At 56.6% G+C, this 20,616-nt stretch carries 21 protein-coding genes; 16 read left to right on the top strand and 5 right to left on the bottom strand.

The features are described 5' to 3' along the window. Position 1: 1 nt before the first annotated feature. The 8 genes from mutL (at position 2) to glnA (ending at position 10,107) form a co-directional block, all read left to right on the top strand. A complete protein-coding gene (gene mutL, locus C772_RS02450) occupies positions 2-1,942 on the top strand; it encodes a DNA mismatch repair endonuclease MutL (RefSeq protein ID WP_008297096.1) in 1,941 nt (646 codons plus the stop codon). A gap of 19 nt (positions 1,943-1,961) precedes the next feature. Continuing rightward, the gene (gene glpK / locus C772_RS02445; protein WP_008297094.1) at positions 1,962-3,455 is read left to right on the top strand and encodes a glycerol kinase GlpK; all 1,494 of its coding nucleotides are present in this window, start codon (positions 1,962-1,964) and stop codon (positions 3,453-3,455) included. 14 nt (positions 3,456-3,469) lie between these two features. Then, on the top strand, positions 3,470-5,110 hold the full coding sequence (locus C772_RS02440; protein ID WP_008297092.1) for a glycerol-3-phosphate dehydrogenase/oxidase: 1,641 nt from the start codon (positions 3,470-3,472) through the stop codon (positions 5,108-5,110). A 13-nt stretch (positions 5,111-5,123) separates the two neighbouring features. Further along, on the top strand, positions 5,124-6,026 hold the full coding sequence (locus C772_RS02435) for an alpha/beta fold hydrolase (RefSeq protein ID WP_235046363.1): 903 nt from the start codon (positions 5,124-5,126) through the stop codon (positions 6,024-6,026). Next, on the top strand, positions 6,023-6,976 hold the full coding sequence (gene miaA, locus C772_RS02430) for a tRNA (adenosine(37)-N6)-dimethylallyltransferase MiaA (RefSeq protein WP_008297088.1): 954 nt from the start codon (positions 6,023-6,025) through the stop codon (positions 6,974-6,976). The genes C772_RS02435 and miaA overlap by 4 nt, the downstream gene beginning before the upstream one ends. Positions 6,977-7,084: 108 nt before the next feature. Continuing rightward, positions 7,085-7,330, top strand: coding sequence for an RNA chaperone Hfq (hfq, locus tag C772_RS02425; RefSeq protein ID WP_008297087.1), 246 nt, complete (start codon positions 7,085-7,087; stop codon positions 7,328-7,330). 157 nt (positions 7,331-7,487) lie between these two features. Continuing rightward, positions 7,488-8,753 (top strand): methionine gamma-lyase family protein, encoded by a 1,266-nt coding sequence (locus C772_RS02420; protein WP_008297085.1) that lies wholly within the window; start codon positions 7,488-7,490, stop codon positions 8,751-8,753. Between the two features lie 19 nt (positions 8,754-8,772). Further along, entirely contained in the window at positions 8,773-10,107 is a 1,335-nt protein-coding gene (glnA, locus tag C772_RS02415) for a type I glutamate--ammonia ligase (protein ID WP_008297083.1), read from the top strand. A gap of 47 nt (positions 10,108-10,154) precedes the next feature. On the opposite strand, the gene C772_RS02410 is transcribed toward glnA, so the two are convergent. Together C772_RS02410 and lexA are read right to left on the bottom strand one after the other, a co-directional pair. Continuing rightward, positions 10,155-10,799, bottom strand: coding sequence for an SDR family oxidoreductase (locus C772_RS02410; protein WP_008297081.1), 645 nt, complete (start codon positions 10,797-10,799; stop codon positions 10,155-10,157). A 136-nt stretch (positions 10,800-10,935) separates the two neighbouring features. Beyond that, entirely contained in the window at positions 10,936-11,553 is a 618-nt protein-coding gene (gene lexA, locus C772_RS02405) for a transcriptional repressor LexA (protein WP_008297079.1), read from the bottom strand. A 169-nt stretch (positions 11,554-11,722) separates the two neighbouring features. On the opposite strand from lexA, the gene C772_RS02400 reads away from it, so the two are divergent. The 6 genes from C772_RS02400 to C772_RS02375 all read left to right on the top strand — a co-directional run bounded on the left by C772_RS02400 (position 11,723) and on the right by C772_RS02375 (position 15,989). Then, positions 11,723-12,031: a cell division suppressor protein YneA gene (locus tag C772_RS02400; protein WP_008297077.1), complete on the top strand. Its 309-nt coding sequence runs from the start codon at positions 11,723-11,725 to the stop codon at positions 12,029-12,031. Next, on the top strand, positions 12,028-12,693 hold the full coding sequence (locus C772_RS02395; protein WP_035001230.1) for a YneB family resolvase-like protein: 666 nt from the start codon (positions 12,028-12,030) through the stop codon (positions 12,691-12,693). The genes C772_RS02400 and C772_RS02395 overlap by 4 nt, the downstream gene beginning before the upstream one ends. Before the next feature lie 56 nt (positions 12,694-12,749). Beyond that, the gene (locus C772_RS02390) at positions 12,750-12,983 is read left to right on the top strand and encodes a DUF896 domain-containing protein (RefSeq protein WP_008297075.1); all 234 of its coding nucleotides are present in this window, start codon (positions 12,750-12,752) and stop codon (positions 12,981-12,983) included. 94 nt (positions 12,984-13,077) lie between these two features. Next, positions 13,078-15,075 carry a transketolase gene (gene tkt, locus C772_RS02385; RefSeq protein ID WP_008297074.1) on the top strand — a complete coding sequence of 666 codons (1,998 nt, stop codon included), beginning with the start codon at positions 13,078-13,080 and terminating at the stop codon, positions 15,073-15,075. Positions 15,076-15,242: 167 nt separating this feature from the next. Further along, complete coding sequence (locus tag C772_RS02380; protein ID WP_008297073.1) at positions 15,243-15,698, top strand: hypothetical protein; 456 nt, start codon at positions 15,243-15,245, stop codon at positions 15,696-15,698. Between the two features lie 69 nt (positions 15,699-15,767). Next, entirely contained in the window at positions 15,768-15,989 is a 222-nt protein-coding gene (locus tag C772_RS02375) for a YneF family protein (protein WP_008297072.1), read from the top strand. A 184-nt stretch (positions 15,990-16,173) separates the two neighbouring features. Here the strand turns inward: C772_RS02375 and C772_RS02370 are convergent, their stop codons facing one another. Together C772_RS02370 and C772_RS02365 are read right to left on the bottom strand one after the other, a co-directional pair. Beyond that, positions 16,174-17,139, bottom strand: coding sequence for an alpha/beta hydrolase (locus tag C772_RS02370; protein ID WP_008297071.1), 966 nt, complete (start codon positions 17,137-17,139; stop codon positions 16,174-16,176). Between the two features lie 30 nt (positions 17,140-17,169). After that, positions 17,170-18,078, bottom strand: coding sequence for a hydroxymethylglutaryl-CoA lyase (locus C772_RS02365; protein ID WP_008297070.1), 909 nt, complete (start codon positions 18,076-18,078; stop codon positions 17,170-17,172). A gap of 88 nt (positions 18,079-18,166) precedes the next feature. On the opposite strand from C772_RS02365, the gene C772_RS02360 reads away from it, so the two are divergent. Together C772_RS02360 and C772_RS02355 are read left to right on the top strand one after the other, a co-directional pair. After that, positions 18,167-19,351, top strand: coding sequence for an acetyl-CoA C-acetyltransferase (locus tag C772_RS02360; protein WP_008297069.1), 1,185 nt, complete (start codon positions 18,167-18,169; stop codon positions 19,349-19,351). A gap of 22 nt (positions 19,352-19,373) precedes the next feature. Continuing rightward, entirely contained in the window at positions 19,374-19,625 is a 252-nt protein-coding gene (locus C772_RS02355; RefSeq protein WP_008297068.1) for a YqkE family protein, read from the top strand. Between the two features lie 33 nt (positions 19,626-19,658). Here C772_RS02355 and C772_RS02350 read toward each other — a convergent pair whose 3' ends face one another. Further along, positions 19,659-20,561 (bottom strand): aldo/keto reductase, encoded by a 903-nt coding sequence (locus C772_RS02350; RefSeq protein WP_008297067.1) that lies wholly within the window; start codon positions 20,559-20,561, stop codon positions 19,659-19,661. Positions 20,562-20,616: the final 55 nt, after the last annotated feature.

Here is a 20,616-nt window from a genome sequence, read left to right as displayed (position 1 = left end):
GATGGGACAAATCGTTCTGATGGATGAACCGCTGTCCAATAAAATCGCGGCCGGTGAGGTGGTGGAGCGACCGGCATCCGTCGTGAAGGAACTCGTGGAAAACGCCATTGATGCCGGAGGGACTTCCATCGAGGTGAGGCTGGAGGAAGCCGGGCTTTCTTCGATCCGTGTGACAGACAACGGGAGGGGCATGGATACGGAAGATGCCCTTCTCTGTTTTTCACGGCATGCGACCAGCAAGATCGGCAACGAGCATGACCTGTTCAGGATCCGGACGCTCGGCTTCCGGGGGGAAGCCCTGGCCAGTATCGCCGCCGTCTCGAAGGTGGATATGCAGACGTCCGACGGTGAATCCGGAGGGTGCAGGATCCGCATCGAGGGCACACGCCTTGTCGAACAGGAGCCGGCCGCCTATCGCAGGGGGACCGACATCACGGTTTCACAGCTGTTCTTTAACACACCGGCCCGGCTAAAGTACATGAAGACGATCCAGACCGAGCTGGGCCATTCCATCGACTACATGAACCGGGCCGCTCTCAGCCATCCGGATATCGCATTCCGGCTGGTCCACAACGGCCAGGAGCATCTCCGGACATCGGGAAGCGGAAATCTCCTCAAAGTCATCTCGGACATCTACGGGCCGGGGACCGCACGAAAAATGCTCGAATTCGGCGGGGAGTCTGCAGATTATAAGGTGTCCGGTTATTGCGCGCTTCCGGAGATCACCCGGGCCTCTAAAAATTACATGACTGTCCTGGTGAATGGCCGCTGGGTCAAAAGCTATGCGATCACGAAGGCCGTGATTGACGCGTACCATACTTATCTGCCGATCGGGCGCTTTCCGATTGCCGTCATCGACATCCAGGGCGATCCGTATCTGACGGATGTGAATGTGCACCCTGCGAAGCAGCAGATCCGCCTCAGCAAGGAACCGGAACTTTGTGCGCTGATCCGTGAAGCGGTCCGCAGGGCAGTGTCCGGAGCGATTGGCGCGCCGGCTGCAAAGCCGCCGAAGGAAGCGCGGCCGAAAACGGAGCAGACTTCTCTCTGGCACCAGCAGGAAAGGGAAAACCGCGTCATTCCGGAAACCGCGAGGACTGTTTATCGTCCGGCTTCTCATAGTCCGGAAGTCCGGGTGACGGATCATGATCCAACCGATCCGGAATTGCCAAACAGGAACGGGCTGCGACTTCCATCAACAGAGGGCAGGCTGCAGGAAGAATCAGCCCGCCGGCATCCGGCGGCACAGATCATTGCCGACCCACCTGCCCATAATGCAGAGACGGCCGCTCCGGAACCTCTCGATGATCCTCCTTTTGAGGAGCAACAGGTGGAAGAAGGGGATGCCAGGAAAGTGCCGTTCGGCGAGCTGGAGGTAGTCGGACAGATTCACGGGACCTACATCGTCGCCCAGAGCACCGACGGTTTTTACCTGGTGGACCAGCATGCCGCCCAGGAACGGATCAAGTATGAGTATTTCCGCGAAAAGGTAAAGCGTGCGGATGGCAATGAGCGCCAGGCACTGATGATTCCGATGACATTCCACTATCCTCCCGACGACATGGAAAGGATCCGTGAACTTCGCGGCACACTGGCGTCAGTCGGTGTGGAAATGGAGGAATTCGGGAGCCGGACGTTTGTTGTCCGTGAGCACCCCGCCTGGTTCCCGGCGGGTTCCGAAGAAGAAATCATCGATGCGCTCGTCGAACAGGCACTGGCCGATAGAAGGGCCGACATCGGCAAGTTCCTTGAAGAGACGGCCATTCTCATGAGCTGCAAGCGCTCGATCAAGGCGAACCATTACCTGACACGGGCGGATATGGAGCGGCTGCTGCAAGATCTCGGGCAGGCCGAGAATCCGTACACTTGCCCGCACGGCCGGCCGGTCATCATCCATTTCTCCACATATGAAATCGAGAAGATGTTCAAGCGTGTGATGTGACACGAAAGGGGAGAGCCAATTGGAAACTTATATTCTGTCAATCGACCAGGGAACGACCAGTTCACGCGCCATCCTGTTTGACCGGGAAGGACGTGTGGTCCATTCCGCACAGCAGGAGTTCAGGCAGTTTTTTCCGCATCCCGGATGGGTGGAGCATGACGCCAATGAAATCTGGGGATCGGTCCTTTCCTGCATCGCCGCAGTGATGACCGAAAGCGGCGTCGGACATGAACAGATCGGGGCGATCGGCATCACGAACCAGCGGGAAACAACCGTCGTCTGGGACCGGAAAACCGGGCGCCCGGTCCACCATGCCATCGTCTGGCAATCCCGCCAGACACAGCCGATCATCAATGAACTGAAAAAGTCGGGGCATGAGGATCTGTTCAGGAAAAAGACGGGTCTGGTGCTGGACCCTTACTTTTCCGGAACGAAAGTAAAGTGGATTCTGGACAAAGTCGAAGGTGCCAGGGACCGGGCAGAGTCGGGGGACCTGCTGTTCGGCACAATCGACAGTTTTCTGATCTACAAGCTTTCCGGCGGAGCCGTCCATGTGACCGATGTGACAAATGCCTCAAGGACCCTCCTCTTTAACATCCATGACATGAAGTGGGATGAGGAACTGTGCGACATCCTGGACATCCCGATGAAAATGCTTCCGGAAGTGAGGCCTTCATCCGAAGTATATGCCCATACGGACCCTTCGGTCTTTTTCGGCGGGAAGGTGCCGGTCGGCGGAGCGGCGGGCGACCAGCAGGCGGCTCTGTTCGGGCAGGCCTGCTTTGAGAAGGGCATGGCGAAAAACACGTACGGCACAGGGTGTTTCATGCTCATCAACACGGGAAAACAGCCAACCCAATCCAATCATGGGCTATTGACGACCGTCGCCTGGGATATCGGGGAGGGGCCGGTCTATGCCCTGGAAGGCAGCGTGTTTGTCGCGGGCTCCGCCATCCAATGGCTGCGTGACGGCCTGCGCATGCTCCGGAAAGCCGGGGACAGCGAACAGTATGCCGCCCGGGTCGATTCGGCGGATGGCGTCTACGTCGTGCCTGCGTTTGTCGGGCTCGGTACGCCATACTGGGATTCAGATGCGCGCGGCGCCATCTTCGGCCTGACAAGAGGGACGGAGAAAGAGCATTTTATCCGTGCCACACTCGAGTCTCTCGCCTATCAGACAAAGGACGTGCTGGATGCCATGGAGAAAGACGCGGGCATACCGGTCAAGCATCTCCGCGCGGACGGCGGTGCCGTTGATAACGGGTTCCTCATGCAGTTCCAGAGTGATATCCTCCAGTCGGATGTTGAACTGTCCGAACTAAGCGAAACGACCGCATTGGGCGCCGCCTATCTGGCGGGGCTGTCGACCGGATTCTATAAGGATTGTGACGAGATCGCTTCGATGTGGAGGTCCAGGAAGCTGTACTCTCCGAAGATGGACACTGCAGAGCGGGATCGCCTGTATGCGGGTTGGCAAAAAGCGGTGGAAGCGACGCGTTCGTTTAGATTGTGAAGGGAGTGGCGACCATGTTCTCGACATTGCTCAGGCCGAAGATGAAGCAGCATGCCTCAACGTTCCGTTTTGACCTCCTGGTGATCGGGGGCGGGATCACCGGTGCAGGAATTGCGCTGGATGCCGTCACCCGGGGAATGTCCGTCCTGCTTGTTGACATGCAGGATTTTGCGGAAGGTACATCCAGCCGGTCCACAAAACTCATCCACGGGGGGCTCCGATATCTGAAGCAGATGGAGCTGAAGATTGTTTCGGAAACCGGACGCGAGCGGAAAATCGTTTATGAAAACGCCCCCCATGTATCAGAGCCGGAGCGGATGCTGCTGCCGTTCCACAAGGGCGGAACGTTCGGACCGCTCATGACCTCCGCCGGGCTTGCTGTGTATGACCGACTGGCAGGGGTCGGGAAAGCCGAACGCAGGACGATGCTGAGCCCGGAAGAAACCCTCCGGCTGGAACCGCTGCTGAAGCGGGACGGCCTTCTCGGCGGTGGCCACTATGTGGAATACCGGACGGATGATGCCCGCCTGACCATCGAGGTTCTCAAAAAAGCGGCTGAAAAAGGTGCACTCTGCCTGAACCACTGCAAGGCGGAAAAACTGGTCTATGACGCGGAAGGAAAAGTGGCCGGTGCACAGATCCGGGACCGGCTGGACGGCAGCCGGTTCCGTGCGGATGCCGACCACGTCATCAATGCCGCCGGGCCATGGGTGGATGAAGTAAGGGCTCTGGATGCCATCGACAATGATAAGCATCTCAAGCTCTCAAAAGGTGTCCATATTGTCATCAGCCAGTCACGCTTCCCGCTCAGGCAGGCTGTGTATTTCGACAGTCCCGACGGCCGGATGATCTTCGCCATTCCCAGAGATGGCAAGGCATATGTCGGCACGACCGATACGTTCTACGACGGGGCCCCTGAAGAGGTTGCGGCAACCGGTGAAGATGTAGATTACCTCCTCGAGGCTGCAAACGGCATGTTCCCGGGCATCGGCCTGAGCAGGGAGGATGTCGAGTCCACCTGGGCAGGCGTCCGTCCGCTGATCCATGAAGAAGGGAAGAATCCTTCGGAGATATCACGGAAGGACGAAGTCTGGGAGTCGGATTCGGGCCTCCTCACGATGGCCGGAGGAAAACTTACCGGTTACAGGAAAATGGCCGAGGATGTCGTTGACCGTATTGTCCGGCGTTCAAAGGACCGCACATTTGGACCGTGCATCACCAAAGCACTCCGTTTGTCGGGCGGCGATTTCGATGATCCCGATGAACTTCAAACGTTTATCGAAGGCAAGGCGAATGAAGCGGAACTCTACGGCCTGACACGGAAAGAAGGACGTGAAATCGCTGCTTTCTATGGAACAAATGCCGATGTGGTGTTCCGTTTTGCCCACGCAGCGGGGGATGGCGGCGGGCTCAGTGCTTCTGTAAGGGGCAGGGTCCTTTATGCCATCCACGGAGAAATGGCAGCTACGCCGGCCGATTTCCTTGTCCGGAGAACAGGATGGATGTTTTTCAATGCCGGCAGGGCACGGGAAGATAGGGAGAAAATTTCAGATTACATGGCAGAATTGCTTTTCCTGGAGCCGGGGGAGAAGTCAAGGATGCTTGATGAACTGGACCATGCCATCAGACAGACGGCAGGTCTGCAAGGAGGATGAACGATTGGACAGAATGACCATCCACATGACCGACGGCCATATGGTCAGCGCTTTTCTGGCAGAGCCGGATGGGCCGCCGAAAGGCCATATCCACCTGCTTCACGGGATGGCGGAGCATATCAGCCGTTACGCAGAGTTTGCCGGTGCACTCAGGAAGGCCGGCTATATCGTAAGCGGACACGACCACAGAGGCCACGGAAGGACAGTCAGGCTAAACGGGATCAGGGGCTTTTTCGCGGAGGAAGACGGCTTCGAGCGGGTGGTGCAGGACGTGCACGAAGTGACATCACTTCTCCGGGATAGCCATCCCTCTCCTGCCTTCACGATTTTCGGGCACAGCATGGGGTCATTTGTCGCGAGGCGATATTCGCAGCGCTATGGTCATATGCTGGACCGTGCGATTTTCATGGGGTCGGGGGACCATCCCGGCCCGGCCATCAGGGCGGGACGCATGATTGCCGCCGGATATGTTGCTGCAGGGATGAAAAAAGAGCCGAATCAGTTGCTGAACTCCCTGACATTCGGCGGCTACAATCTTCAGTTCCCGGACGCGAAGACGCCATTTGACTGGCTTAACGAAGATGAGGATGCGGTCAGGGCATATTTGGATGATGAGGACTCGGGATTCGTCTCGACGACCGGATTTTTCTCCGATCTGTTTGACGGCCTGGACCTGATCCATGCTGACCGTGAAATCCGCAGAACACCTGAAAACCTTCCGATCCTCATGATATCCGGTGCGGCGGATCCGGTAGGGAAGAACGGAGACGGAATCTGGAATGTCGCGCGGCAGTATGCGGCAAACGGAGTCCGCAATGTGACCGTCTATCTGGCGGAAGACGGCAGGCATGAAATTCTTCATTCACCGAAAAAAGGCCGGATCACTGAGTACATCACGGAGTGGCTGGAAGCATGAACGGCGAAATCCGTCCTGAAGTCATCGCGATCGTCGGCCCGACGGCATCGGGCAAGACCGACCTGAGTGTCAGCCTTGCGGAAGCAACAGGCGGGGAAGTCATCAATGGTGATGCGTTCCAGGTATACCGGGGCCTGGATATCGGCACCGCCAAAATCACGATGGAGGAAATGCGGGGCGTGCCGCACCATCTGTTTGATCTCCTCGGGCCGGGGGATGAGTTCTCAGTGGCCGATTACCAGCGGCTTGTCAGGGAGAAAATCTCAGAGATCCGTTCCAGGGGACGCCTGCCGATCATCACAGGCGGCACCGGCCTGTATGTGCAGTCGGTCCTGTATGACTTCCGCTTTACCGAACAAAAGCATGATCCGGGACTCAGGATGGATCTTGAGCAGATCCTCAGGGAAGAGGGGCCGGCGCGTCTCCATCAGCTTCTTATGGAAAAGGACCCTGTGTCCGCCGCGGAGATCCACCCCAACAATACGAGAAGGGTGATGCGCGCTCTCGAGATTGCCTCCCTGACCGGAAAGACGAAAAAGGAAGCCGAAGGAATGGACGGGGCCGGGGCGCTGTATGACCATTTGCTTGTCGGACTTGCCATGGACAGAAGCGTTCTCTATGAACGGATCAACCGAAGGGTTGACCTGATGGTGGATGCCGGATGGATCGGGGAAGTCCGCCGCCTGGTGGACGCCGGTTTCGGAGACAGCCAGTCCATGAAGGCAATCGGATACCGGGAGATCGGCTCTTATCTGAAAGGTGAAATGGATTTGGAGCAGGCGCTTGAACTGACAAAACGGAACACGAGGCGCTATGCCAAACGGCAGTTCACTTATTTCCGGAACAAGCTGGACGTGCACTGGCTGGATGCTTTGGGAGGAACCCGTCAGAATACGCAAAAAATACTCGCATTGATGAAGGATTTTGGGGCGCCGGGACGGAATACATAAAACAGGGCCCATGCCAACTACCGCGGCAGCGGCGCCGTGATGTACGGCGACTGTGCCCAAAAGCGCAAGCGTTGGGCAATATAAAGAGAGAGCGGAGGAATAGGTGTAATGAAGTCGGCAAACATTCAGGATACATTCCTGAACCAGATCCGTAAAAACGGGGTTTATGTAACCGTGTTCCTGACCAATGGTTTTCAGCTGAAGGGGCAGGTGAAGTCGTATGACAACTTCACGGTACTGCTCGAAACAGACGGGAAGCAGCAGCTGATCTACAAGCATGCGATTTCCACATTCGTCCCCGCACGGCCGGTCAATCTTGCCCCGAGGGAAGAGCAGGCCGAAGAAACGGTATGAAAACAGACGGGCTGCCGGGAAGCAGATGTGCCATGCTTCCGGGCAGCCCGTCCGTTGTGTCCGAGGGTGACTCTCCAGGCATCTGTGTCCCGGGTGCAGGATCATGCCAATGCGGTATACTTGTATGGTGACTATGCAACAGAGAGGAAAGAGTTTGATGGCCGACATCATGAATCACACAGAACAAATCGGGATCTGGAGGAAAGAGGCGGAAAGGAAGATCGCGCCTTTCCTGGAACGCACCGATGAGGTGGCGCTTGCGAATCAGGCAAAAGTGCTCGCAGCCTTCAGGGAGAACCGGGTATCCGACCATCATATGAATCCGTCGACCGGGTACGGTTATGATGATGAGGGCAGGGATGTCCTGGAGCGGGTATACGCGACCGCGTTCGGATCCGAGGCGGCACTGGTCCGCAATCAGATCATCTCCGGCACCCATGCGATCTCCATCGCGCTTTTCGGCGTGCTGCGCCCGGGTGACGAATTGCTTTACATCACCGGCGAACCCTATGACACACTCGCTTCGATCGTATCGGGCCCTGAAGGCAAGGACACCGGCGCCCTGAGCGATTTCGGGATCTCCTACCGCCATATTGATCTGAAAGAGGACGGCTCAGTCGATTTTGAAGCTGTGCGCGGGGCTGTTACAGAAAAGACGAAGATGATCGCGATCCAGCGCTCGAAGGGTTACTCGCTCCGTCCCAGTTTTACAGTCAGTCAGATCGGGGAGATGGTGAAGAAGGTCCGTGAATTTGCACCACATGCCGTTATCTTCACTGACAACTGCTACGGTGAGTTCGTCGAGACAATGGAACCGACCGAGGCAGGTGTTGACCTGATGGCCGGATCCCTGATCAAAAACCCGGGCGGAGGGCTGGCCAAAACCGGCGGGTATCTGGCCGGACGTGCAGAACTGATTGAAAAATGTGCTTACCGGATGACTTCTCCGGGTATAGGAGCAGAGGCGGGAGCTTCTCTTGGGACGCTCCCGGATATGTATCAGGGCTTTTTCCTGGCGCCCCATGTGACGGCCCAGGCCGTCAAAGGCGCGATTTTCACATCGGCGATGCTCGAGGCAGCCGGCATGACGACTTCACCGCATTATTCCGCGGACCGCACAGATCTGATCCAGTCGGTTTCATTCAACGAAGCAGCCCAGATGATCCGATTCTGCCGGGAGATACAGGCGAATTCGCCGGTCAACGCGCATTTTGCGCCCGAGCCGTCTTATATGCCGGGATATGAAGATGACGTCATCATGGCGGCCGGCACATTCGTGCAGGGTTCTAGCATCGAGCTGACGGCAGACGGTCCGATCCGTCCGCCCTATACCGCTTATATCCAAGGCGGTCTTACATACGAACATGTACAGATCGCGATTCTTGGCGCCCTTGGCGCGCTGTTGGAGGAAGACCTGCTTTAAAAATTGAAAGGATGGTAACGTGGCCAAAATTACGAAGGAAGATATTAAGAACGACATACAAAAGCAGAATGTGAATTTTATCCGCCTGCAGTTTACGGATATACTCGGGACCGTGAAGAACGTTGAGATCCCGGTATCCCAAATTGACAAGGCGCTGGACAACAAAATGATGTTTGACGGTTCGTCAATCGAAGGATTCGTGCGGATCGAGGAATCTGATATGTACCTGGTGCCGGACCCGGACACCTGGACGGTCTTCCAGTGGGATACAGGTTCAGGTAAAGTGGCACGTCTGATCTGTGACGTCCACCGTGCGGACGGGACACCGTTTGAAGGGGACCCGAGAAGCAACCTGAAGCGCGTGCTCAAGGAAATGGAAGAGCTCGGGTTCACCAAATTCAATATCGGGCCGGAGCCGGAATTCTTCCTTTTCAAGCTCGACATGAACGGGGAACCGAGCCTCGAGCTGAACGACTATGGCGGCTACTTTGACCTTGCGCCGACCGACCTTGGCGAAAATTGCCGCCGGGATATCGTGCTCGAACTGGAAGCGCTCGGCTTCGAAATCGAGGCTTCCCACCATGAGAACGCCCCTGGCCAGCATGAGATCGATTTCAAATACGCGGACGCCATCCGGGCGTGCGACAACATCCAGACATTCAAGCTTGTCGTCAAAACAATCGCCCGTAAACATGGCCTCCACGCCACCTTCATGCCGAAGCCGCTTTTCGGAGTGGCAGGATCGGGCATGCACGTCAACATGTCCCTGTTCAAGGGAAGCGAAAATGTGTTTGAGGACCCGGACGGAGAGGAGGGCCTGAGCCGTGTCGCTTACCAGTTCATGGCCGGACTGCTGCAGCACGCACACGGCTTCACGGCAATCGCCAACCCGACCGTCAATTCGTACAAACGCCTGGTGCCGGGCTATGAGGCACCGGTCTATGTCGCCTGGTCGGGGACGAACCGGAGCCCGCTGATCCGCATCCCGACATCCCGGGGGCTGAGCACACGAATCGAGGTGCGTTCGGTCGATCCGGCCGCCAATCCGTACATGGCGATGGCGGTCCTGCTCGGAGCGGGACTCGAAGGCGTCCGCAGCGGCATGGAGCCGCCGGAGTCCGTCGACCAGAACATTTATGAAATGAGCCTCCGTGAGCGCCGGAGCATGGGCATCGAGGATCTTCCGGCAAGCCTGAAAGAAGCGCTTGACGCACTTGCCGATGACAAGGTGATCCAGAGTGCGCTCGGCAGCCACATCTACAAAAACTTCGTGGACACGAAAGAAGCGGAATGGAACATGTTCCGGACAACTGTCCACCCATGGGAAAGAGAGCAGTACATGAAAATGTACTGATGCATAGCGAAGGGAGCGCAGCAAACGATGCTGCGCTCCCTTTTCATTTATAACTTTTCCAGTGCGTCACTTACCGGGGTCTCTCCGGATACGACATCAAAGGAACGGTTGCGGGTGTTTTCCGTGCGCAGTGATTCGAACAGGACACGCGCAACATCTTCCCGCGGCACACCGCCCGGCTCCAGGTGTTCTGCGGCTGAGATGCGGCCCGTACCCGCCTCATCCAGCAGCAGGCCCGGCCGGACGATGGTATAATCCAGTCCGCTTTCACGTAGGATATTGTCGGCATGGTGCTTGGCCACGAAGTAGGGCCTGATCTGATCCGACCAGCGACCGCGGTCATCCGCTCCGATTGCGCTGACCATCAGGAATCGACTGATGCCCTTTTGGCTGGCGGCCTCGACTGCCTTCGCAGCACCGTCGAGGTCGATGAGAAGGGTCTTGTCCGGGCCGGTATGGCCGCCGCTGCCGGCCGTGAAGACAACTGCATCCATTCCGTCCATTGCCGCAGCAAGTGCTTCTGTCCGGTCTTCCAGATCGGCGACTGCAGTTTTGGCCCCCATTTCTTCAAAGTCGGGCTTCTGCTTTTCGTCGCGGATCATGGCGGTCGGTGTATGCTCCCCGCTCTCGCTCAGAAGTTTCACCAGCTGCTTCCCGATCTTGCCGTTTGCTCCGATAACCAGTACGTTCATTCGTCCATCTCTCCTTTCCCGCTGATGATTCCACTATATCGGAACGGTCTGCGGGTTCAAAAAGAAAAGCTTCTTTCCGGGAATCAAAAACAGCCGGCAGCGATGAGACGCTGTCGGCTGTGTGTGTATGCGAATTTCACTGGATGTGGCGGTAGACACCAACGACTTTTCCGAGGATGGACACCTGTTCGACAATGATCGGGTCCATCGAGGCGTTCTCCGGCTGGAGGCGGAAATGTCCGGCTTCCTTAAAGAAGCGCTTCACGGTCGCTTCGTCGTCCTCTGTCATCGCGACAACGATTTCACCATTATTGGCGGTGCTCTGCTGGCGGACGACGACATAGTCGCCGTTCAGGATGCCGGCTTCGATCATGGATTCTCCCATGATCTCCAGCATGAAGAGCTGGTCATCCGAGCTGCCGTACTGGTCGGGAAGAGGGAAGTACTCTTCGATGTTCTCGACAGCCGTGATCGGCTGACCGGCAGTGACCTTGCCGACGACCGGCACCTGGACAACACTTGCTTTCGGAATCGTGTCGCCAGCCTCCAGGATCTCAATGGCGCGCGGCTTGGTCGGGTCGCGGCGGATGAGCCCTTTGTTCTCCAGCCGAGCCAGGTGGCCGTGGACCGTCGAGCTGGAAGCGAGCCCAACTGCTTCACCGATTTCACGGACGGATGGCGGATAGCCTTTTGTCCTGACCTCTTCCTTGATGAATGTCAGGATCGCTTCCTGCCTCTTCGACATTTTCTTCAAACGGATTCACCTCTTCTTTTCACGTTATCTGATTGGTACAAGTATATCAGCCGTCTCAATGAAATGCAAACATAGGTTCGAGAAAACGGCTTGACAAAAACATTTGTTCGCATTACGATGAAGATAATATGCGAACAGACATTCGAATTAATTTGAGGAGGGACCCGACGTGAACGTTATCCGAAATTATTCTTACATTGTATTTCTATTCCTGATCGCCATTGTTTCAGTAGCGATGCTTCCCGGGCAGGAGGAAGAACAGCCGGTGCAGACAGCCGAAATCCGGGTGAACCATGGCGATACGCTGTTCGCCCTCCATCAGGAAGCCGGCACATCACTTCCTGCCGAGCTATGGATAGAGGAAGTGCTCAAGCTGAACGGCAAGAAAGATGCAACGATCCTTGCCGGGGAGACGCTGCTCATTCCCGCAAAAGTGAGTTATTCGGATGATATCCAGCTGGCCGGTGAGGGAGAGTGAAGCCGGGACGCACATGCGCAATCTACTGCCGGGTAAGTACGGAAAAGGAGACGCAGGACATGTCGCTCGGGCGGCAGGAGGAAGAACTGCACGCATTTGCCGGTGAGCTGGGCCTGTCGGTGACCGGCGTATTCACGGACCGCCACAGCGGATATGATATGGAGAGGGACGGCCTGCTGGACCTGATCGACCATGTCCGTGAAGGTGCCGCAGACATTGTCCTCGTGCAGGATGAGACCCGTCTGGGGCGGGGAAATGCCCGCGTCGCCGTCCTCCATCTTCTGCAGAAGGCGGGAGCAGCAACCTATACATATACGGACAAGGGGCCCGCAGCCCTGAACGAGATGGACACGATGCTTCTTGATATTCTTGCAATTGTCGAGGAATATCAGAGGAAGATGCACAACGCGAAAATCCGTCGGGGCATGCGCAGGGCAGTGGAAAAGGGTTACCGGCCGGAACGGAACCTAAAAAAGCGGGGCAACCCGGAAGGCCGCGAGCGGATCGATGTCCCGCTCGCAGAGATAGTCAGCCTCAGGCAGAAAGGACTGACTTTCGAGGAAATCGCCTCAACTTTGAGGGGGCTCGGCCATGACGTCAGCAAAGCGACGGTGCACCGCCGTTACAGGGAATATGCAGAAACACTGGAGACGAGCGAATGAGTTGCGCTCGTCTCTTTTTTTTCTTATCTTTAGGAGAAATGGAAAGGGGAGATTTCATGCTTTCACCCGAAAAGCTCGCCCGCATCAATGAATTGGCGAAAAAGAAGAAGACAATCGGACTGACGATGGAAGAAGCGAAAGAGCAAACCTCGCTCCGCAAGGAATACCTGGATGTCTTCCGTTCGAATATGAAGAAGACGATTGAAAACGTCACAGTCATCGATCCGGAGGGGAATGACATCACCCCGGACAAGGTAAAGAGGCTCAAATCCAACAAATTCCCGAACTGAGCCCACGGGGCGGACGGAATCCGGTTGTAAAGAATGCCGGGCTCGTCTACACTTAAAAAGGTTCAACTATTTGTTCGTGAAAGGATGTCGAAAGATGGCGAATCATGCCGATGCACTTGCAATCACCACGATCCGGACTCTGTCCATCGACGCGATCGAGAAAGCCAACTCCGGCCACCCGGGCCTCCCGATGGGCGCCGCTCCGATGGCTTACACCCTCTGGACAAAACACATGAAGCATAATCCATCGAACCCCCAGTGGTTCAACAGGGACCGTTTTGTCCTCTCCGCAGGGCACGGGTCGATGCTCCTTTACTCCCTCCTCCACCTTGGCGGCTACGATCTGCCGATGGACGAGATCAAGAACTTCCGCCAGTGGGGTTCCAAGACACCGGGCCACCCGGAATACGGCCATACGGACGGCGTGGAAGCGACCACCGGGCCGCTCGGCCAGGGAATCGGTATGGCGGTAGGCATGGCGATGGCAGAACGCCATCTTGCTGCAACTTACAACAAGGACGGCCATGAGGTTGTCGACCATTACACGTATGCACTGTGCGGCGACGGGGACCTCATGGAAGGGGTTGCCTCCGAGGCCATCTCCCTTGCCGGCCATCTGAAGCTGGACAAGCTGATCGTCCTGTATGACAGCAATGACATCTCCCTGGACGGGGAACTCGACATGAGCTTCTCGGAAGACGTCCGGAAACGCTTTGAGTCTTACGGCTGGAACTATCTCCGTGTTGATGACGGAAATGACATCGATGCCGTATCCCGTGCCATCGAAGAGGCAAAAGGGAACGCGGGCGGTCCGACCCTCATCGAGGTGAAGACGATCATCGGCTACGGTTCGCCGAACAAATCGGGCAAAGCGGACGTTCACGGCGCTCCGCTGGGCGAAGATGAGATGAAACTCGTCAAGGAGTACTACAACTGGACGTTCGAGGAAGATTTCCACGTACCGGAAGAAGTGTACGATACGTTCCGCAAGGCAGCGGAAGAAAACGGCGAGCAGGCCGAGAAACAGTGGAACGAACGTTTTGCGGCATATGAGGAAGCTTACCCCGAAGAAGCGGCCCGGCTGAAGGCTGCGCTTGAAGGCAAACTTCCCGAAGGCTATGCAGAAAACCTGCCGGCCTATGAAACCGGAAAGTCCGTTGCGACACGCAGTGCGTCCGGCGATATGATCAACGCCCTGGCGGAATCGGTTCCTTCCCTGTTCGGCGGAAGTGCCGACCTTGCAGGTTCGAACAAGACGACAATCAAGGGGGCGGGTGACTTCCTGCCGGACAACTATGGCGGCCGCAACATCTGGTTCGGCGTCCGTGAATTTGCGATGGGGGCCGCGCTCAACGGGATGGCACTGCACGGGGGACTCCGGGTATTCGGCGGCACGTTCTTCGTCTTCAGTGATTATGTGCGTCCTGCAATTCGCCTGTCGGCACTGATGGGTGTACCGGTCACCTATGTGTTTACGCATGACAGCATTGCTGTCGGTGAAGACGGCCCAACCCACGAGCCGGTCGAGCATCTGGCTTCCCTCCGCGCAATGCCGGGCCTCTCGGTCATCCGCCCTGCGGACGGAAACGAGACGGCCGCTGCCTGGAAGCTGGCAGTTTCCTCGGAAAACAAGCCGACGGTCCTTGTGCTTTCCCGCCAGAACCTGCGGATCCTCGAACATTCCGCGGAACGGGCGATGGAAGGCGTCGAAAAGGGAGCCTATATCGTCTCCGAGGCGGATGGAGGAAACCCGGACGGAATCCTTCTTGCAACCGGTTCGGAAGTCAGCCTCGCAATCGAAGCACAAAAGCAGCTTCTTGAGGAAGGCGTCCGTGTCCGTGTTGTCTCGATGCCGTCATGGGACCGCTTCGAGGAACAGGATGCCGCCTACAAAGAAGAAGTCCTTCCGAAGTCCGTGACCAAGCGTCTCGCGATCGAGATGGGCGCTTCCCTCGGCTGGCACAAGTACACCGGTTTCGAAGGTGATGTGCTCGCCATCGATACATTCGGTGCAAGCGCGCCGGGCGGTACAGTCGTGAAAGAATACGGCTTCACTGCTGAAAATGTGGCAGCCCGCTTTAAACAACTCTGATCAAGGAAAAGGAAGGTGCCCGTTTGGGGGCCTTCCTTTTTCATTTCCATCGAGACGGGCTCCCGCCCGCCTCCGGATAATTCGACAAAACTAGAGGGGTTCTTCTCCGCACTCTGACATCTTTTTTTCACATAACGGGATATGATGTTGAAAAAGGGGTGGCAGTCATGCGCGAATACATCATATACGAAGTGAAAAACGACCACCAGCCGTTTATTCTGGGACGGGAGCGGATGCTGGAAGAACTGCTGGCTATGGAGGGGGAGGAAAGCCCGGAAGTCCGGTATCTCTGTCATGAAGTCGATCCCGATCGGCTGATGTTCCAGCTGAAGCGCAGAATGGACAGGCGGTTTCCGGAAGTGGGGCGGGAGGGGGGCCTGCTCCGTCTCCACCACCCTGTGAAGGGCACGATCCGGATCGGGTTCGGCGAATACAGCATCACTGCCCGGTGCGAAGGCACGAGGATGCTTGATCTGGACCTGTTTGCCGGACTGTCCGGAATCAGCGGGGGCTACTTTGCGGTCCGCGGGGGAAGCGGGGAATGCGGCTGGCTGAAGCCGGTGAGATTCTGGGAAAACGGTGTCGGGACAAGCCGCCAATTATGCGGAAATAGTAGTATCTGACTTCGGAATGTTGTATACTTCTCCTTGGTGCACATTCCGTGAAACTGATGGCACGAAGGAGGAACCACAATGGCGACCGTTTGGTGGATCATTCTGCTCATCGTCGCGTTGCTCGCCGGGGTGGCTCTCGGCTTTTTCATCGCACGCAGATATATGATGAATTACCTGAAAGAGAACCCGCCGATCAACGAACAGATGCTGCGTATGCTGATGATGCAGATGGGAATGAAACCTTCCCAGAAGAAAATCAATCAGATGCTGGCACAGATGAACAAAATGAACGACAAATAAGACAGCGTCCTTCCCCGCGGAAGGGCGTTTTATTTTTGGTTTCCCGCGGATACACAAAAGGAGGCGTCATGGATAGTCAGGTGGCACTGACTTTCCATGATGCCTCTTTTTGATATGCTCCGATGGACGATCGTTAAATTTTCGCGAATGTACACAATCCGTTACCCGTCCCATCAATCATTGATCAGGCGATTCCCGACCGGTTGTCGGCACCGCCGGGAAGCAAGCCGTATTCTTCAAGGAACGACCTTACCGTCTGTTCGTATTCCTCGGTGTTTTCGTTATAGGACTGGGCATGGGTGCCCTTCTCGAACAGCCGGATCGATTTCGGCTCCGGCTTCAGCTCATAGAGCTCTTTGGTCATCTCCGGCAGTATAAAGTCGTCTTCCAGGCTGTGGATGAAGAGAACCGGCCTCCGGATGTTGGCGACCGATTGCCTCGGGGAGACGAGGTCGAGCGTATAGCCGTCCCTCACCTTTAGGAACATATTGGCCAGCCTGATGGCGAAACCTGTCCGGAGCGGTGTGGAACGTCTAAGGATATGGAGGACCTGCTCGGTGAAATCCGAGAACGGGCAGTCGGCTATGTAAAAGTCGGCCTCGTCTCCGACACTTCCTGCATACAGTAGGGATGTCGCAGCCCCCATGGATTCCCCATGCACGCCGATGATGGCATTTTCGCCGGCATAGTTCCGGAGTTCATCGATGACTGCGCCGAGATCCGTTTTTTCATAATGGCCGAAGCTGGTCGTCCGTCCTTCAGAATCCCCATGCCGGCGGTGGTCGTAGATAACGGAATTAAATCCGAGCCGCTCAAACATCCGGGCATACTTGACCGAATTGATCTTGTTTTCCGTGACGCCATGGGAGATGACGACGTAATGGCTCGTAACCAGGGGCTCAAGAAGCACGGCCTTGAGCCGGTATCCGTTGGGCGAGTCGACCCAGCGTTCTGTTTTGCTGACGGCGTTATACCAGCCTTCATCAAAGCGCTTCGCGGAAATTTCCCTTTGCAGGATCACATCGTCCTCTTTCTTTTTCATGTACATCAGGCGGTTTGTTGCAAGGAGGCCGATGGCCGATCCGACAGCAGCAGAGATACCCGTCACGATGCCGGTGGCCGTCAGCCAACGCTTCGTGCGATTTCCCATTTCATGGCCTCCTTTCCGTTTGATTAGTTCTTATCCTATACGTTGTCCGTTCTTATACAGTGTATACATCCCCGTGGCAATCGGGCGCGAAACGTGGGAAACCACTTCATCGACCGCGCGGCAAATGCCGTCAACCGAAATACCGGTTTCGATACCCATCCGCTCAAGCATATTGACCACGTCCTCGGTTGCTACGTTTCCGGTAGCGCCCGGTGCAAACGGACAGCCGCCGAGTCCGCCGGCCGATGTGTCGAACCGGCTGACGCCGGCCTGGAGTGCCGCAAATATATTGGCAAGTGCCATTTTACGTGTGTCATGGAAGTGTGCCGTCAGCAGGATGTCCGGCAGTTCTTCCTTCAGCCGGCTGAACAGCCGGTAGCTCTCTTCAGGTGTCGCCATCCCGATCGTATCAGCCACGCTCAGCTCATCTGCGCCAAGTTCGGCGAACCGTCTGCAAAGGCTGACCGTGCGTTCCGTGTCTACCGGACCTTCAAACGGGCAGTGGAATGCGGTCGAGATGCACGCGCGTACGAAAAGTCCGTCCTCCTTCAATTTCCGGATCTGCGGAGCCAGCTGCTTCATGCTTTCTTCGGTTGTCCTGTTGATGTTTTTCTTATTAAATGCATCCGTTACGCCGACAAACACGGCGATATTTTCCGCCCCTGCGGCTCTCGCATCGGCGATTCCCCGCTCGTTTGGCGCAAGTACGAATGGTCTGCCCGTCCGCTTTGCACCGGCCATGATGTCTGCCGCATCCCCCATCTGCGGCACCCATTTCGGCGATACGAATGAGGTAAGCTCCATTTCACTGACCCCGGCATCCTGCAGGGCGCGGATGAACCGGAGCTTCACCTCCGTCGGGACCCGGTTCTTTTCGTTCTGCAGGCCATCCCTTGGCCCCACCTCGATAATCTCAACTTTTTTTGGTAGACTTAACATGACAAACCCCCTCCTTGTTTTCATTGTAAGGATGCAGACGGGGCGGGGCAAGGCAATAAGCAGATGAGTGGAAAGGGGAGATGGGGAAATGACAAAAGAAGTGGTAATCGCAAGTGCGGTCCGTACGGCAATCGGCACATTCCTTGGGTCGCTAAAAGATATCCCTGCAACTGAACTTGGAGGCACCGCAATCCGGGAGGCGCTTTCCCGTGCAGGCGTTGCCGGGGAACAGGTGGACGAAGTCATCATGGGGAATGTCCTCCAGGCAGGACTCGGCCAGAACCCCGCCCGCCAGGCATCCATCAAAGCGGGACTTCCTGAGACGGTACCGTCGTTGACCATCAACAAAGTATGCGGTTCCGGGCTAAAGGCGGTCCATCTGGCTGCCCAGGCGATCAAGGCCGGGGATGCCGATATTATCGTGGCCGGCGGCATGGAGAATATGAGCCAGGCTCCGCATCTCCTGAAAGGGGCACGTGACGGCTTCAAGATGGGGGACCAGAAACTGGTCGACAGCATGATTTCGGACGGACTCTGGTGCGCATTCAACGATTATCATATGGGCATCACTGCAGAGAACCTCTGCGACCGCTACGGCATCAGCCGTGAGGAGCAGGATGCGTTTGCGGCACGTTCACAGGAGCGGGCGGCAGCTGCCATCGAGGCAGGCCGTTTCAAGGAAGAAATCGTGGCAGTCGAAATTCCGCAGCGCAAAGGTGACCCGATCGTCTTTGACACGGACGAACACGTAAAAGCGGGCTCCACTGCCGAGAAACTGGCGAAGCTCCGCCCGGCATTCAAAAAAGAGGGGAGCGTCACTGCAGGAAATGCTTCCGGCATTAATGACGGCGCGGCAGCGTTTGTGGTGATGTCCAAAGAAAAGGCGGAAGAGCTAGGCGTAGAGCCGCTCGCGGTCATTGCCGCCAATGGCAATGCAGGCGTGGATCCGGCCGTGATGGGCATAGGTCCGGTCCAGGCAGTCAGAAATGCACTGGACAAAGCCGGACTGGAACTGGGGGACATGGACCTCGTTGAAGCGAACGAAGCATTCGCGGCCCAGTCGATCGCCGTCGACCGCGAGCTTGAATTCGACCATGATAAACTGAATGTAAACGGCGGCGCGATTGCGCTCGGACACCCGATTGGAGCCAGCGGTGCGCGGATTCTCGTGACATTGCTTCATGAGATGAAGCGACGTGACGCCAAGACGGGTCTTGCCACACTCTGCATCGGCGGCGGCCAGGGTGTCGCGACAGTCGTGCGCCGTCCCTGAATGACTGAAGGAAGGTGAGTCTGTGGCCAAAAAGAAACCGCAGCAGCGGAAAGCGGCCGTCCAGAAACAGGACAGCCGCCCGACACTCGCCGACGGGCTCGGCGGGGATACACTGGATAAGCTGAAACAGGCAAAGCAGGCACTTCTCCAGACCGAAAAGGAAGAAGAGGAAAAACGCCTTGCACAGAAGGCCAAGGAACGACGTGAACGGGAAAAGAACATGTCGTTCGGAGAGCTTCTCGAGAAATACGGCGAGAAGGGTTCCAAGTATTAAAAGCCATTCGGCCAAACGGAAAGCACCGGGACATCAATCCCGGTGCTTTTCATATTGCTCTTTTGCTGTCAGGGCGGCATAGGCCCGGACGGTTTCGCTGTCAGGCATGCTGTCATACGCGCTGAGCGTCTCGTTCAGCTGTTCTTCGCTGCTTGCCCCCGTGATGGCGGATGCCACCGTGCTGTTTTCGAGGATGAAGGCGAGAGCCGCCGAATGGAGTGTCCCCGGCAGCCTGCCGAACTCCCTGATCAGTTCGAGAAGCTTACCTGACGAGTACGATAGGTATCCGTTCATTGCTTCTGTGCGTTTTTCCCCTTCAGCTGTCAGGAGCCCTTTTGCCAACGTTCCGCGTGCGACAACAGAAGCCCCCGCCTCACTGATGCCGCCCAACCATTCCTCCGGCCTGCGGTCAAGCAGGCTGAACTGCATCATGTTGGATACTGCTTCGCTGTTTTTTAGGAATGGCAAAAAGACATTCGGGCGGATGGATGAAATGCCGTAGTGGCGGATCAGCCCTTCCCGCTTCAGGTCTTCGAACACCCCGATAACGGCACCGAGGTCATCATCCGCCGTTCCGCCGTGGAGCTGGTAGACATCAATATAGTCGGTGCCGAGACGCTTGAGGCTATCATGGACGGACTTGCGGATATGCTCTGGAGAAGGGTCCCATTCCCATCCGTCCCGGCCATCCGTCCAGCGGTTTCCCGCCTTGGTGGCCAGGATGATGTCCTGACGCCTGTTTCCGAGCGCCTGGCCGAGCAATTCCTCATTTCTGCCTTTCCCATACAGGTCGGCAGTGTCGAAGTAGTTGATTCCGGCATCCAGTGCCGCTGCCACAATCCGCTCCGCCTGGCGGACATCATCCGGAAGCGACATGCAGCCGAGTCCGATTTCCGATATATGCGGACCGGTTTTACCGAGTTTCCGTGTCTTCATCGTATCCCCTCCCGAATCCATAGTATAATGAATGCGCAAGGACGACCAACAGAAA

Source organism: Bhargavaea cecembensis DSE10 (genome assembly GCF_000348905.1).
In the GTDB taxonomy this organism is placed as follows: domain Bacteria; phylum Bacillota; class Bacilli; order Bacillales_A; family Planococcaceae; genus Bhargavaea; species Bhargavaea cecembensis.
This window is presented reverse-complemented; position numbering and strand designations above follow the sequence as displayed.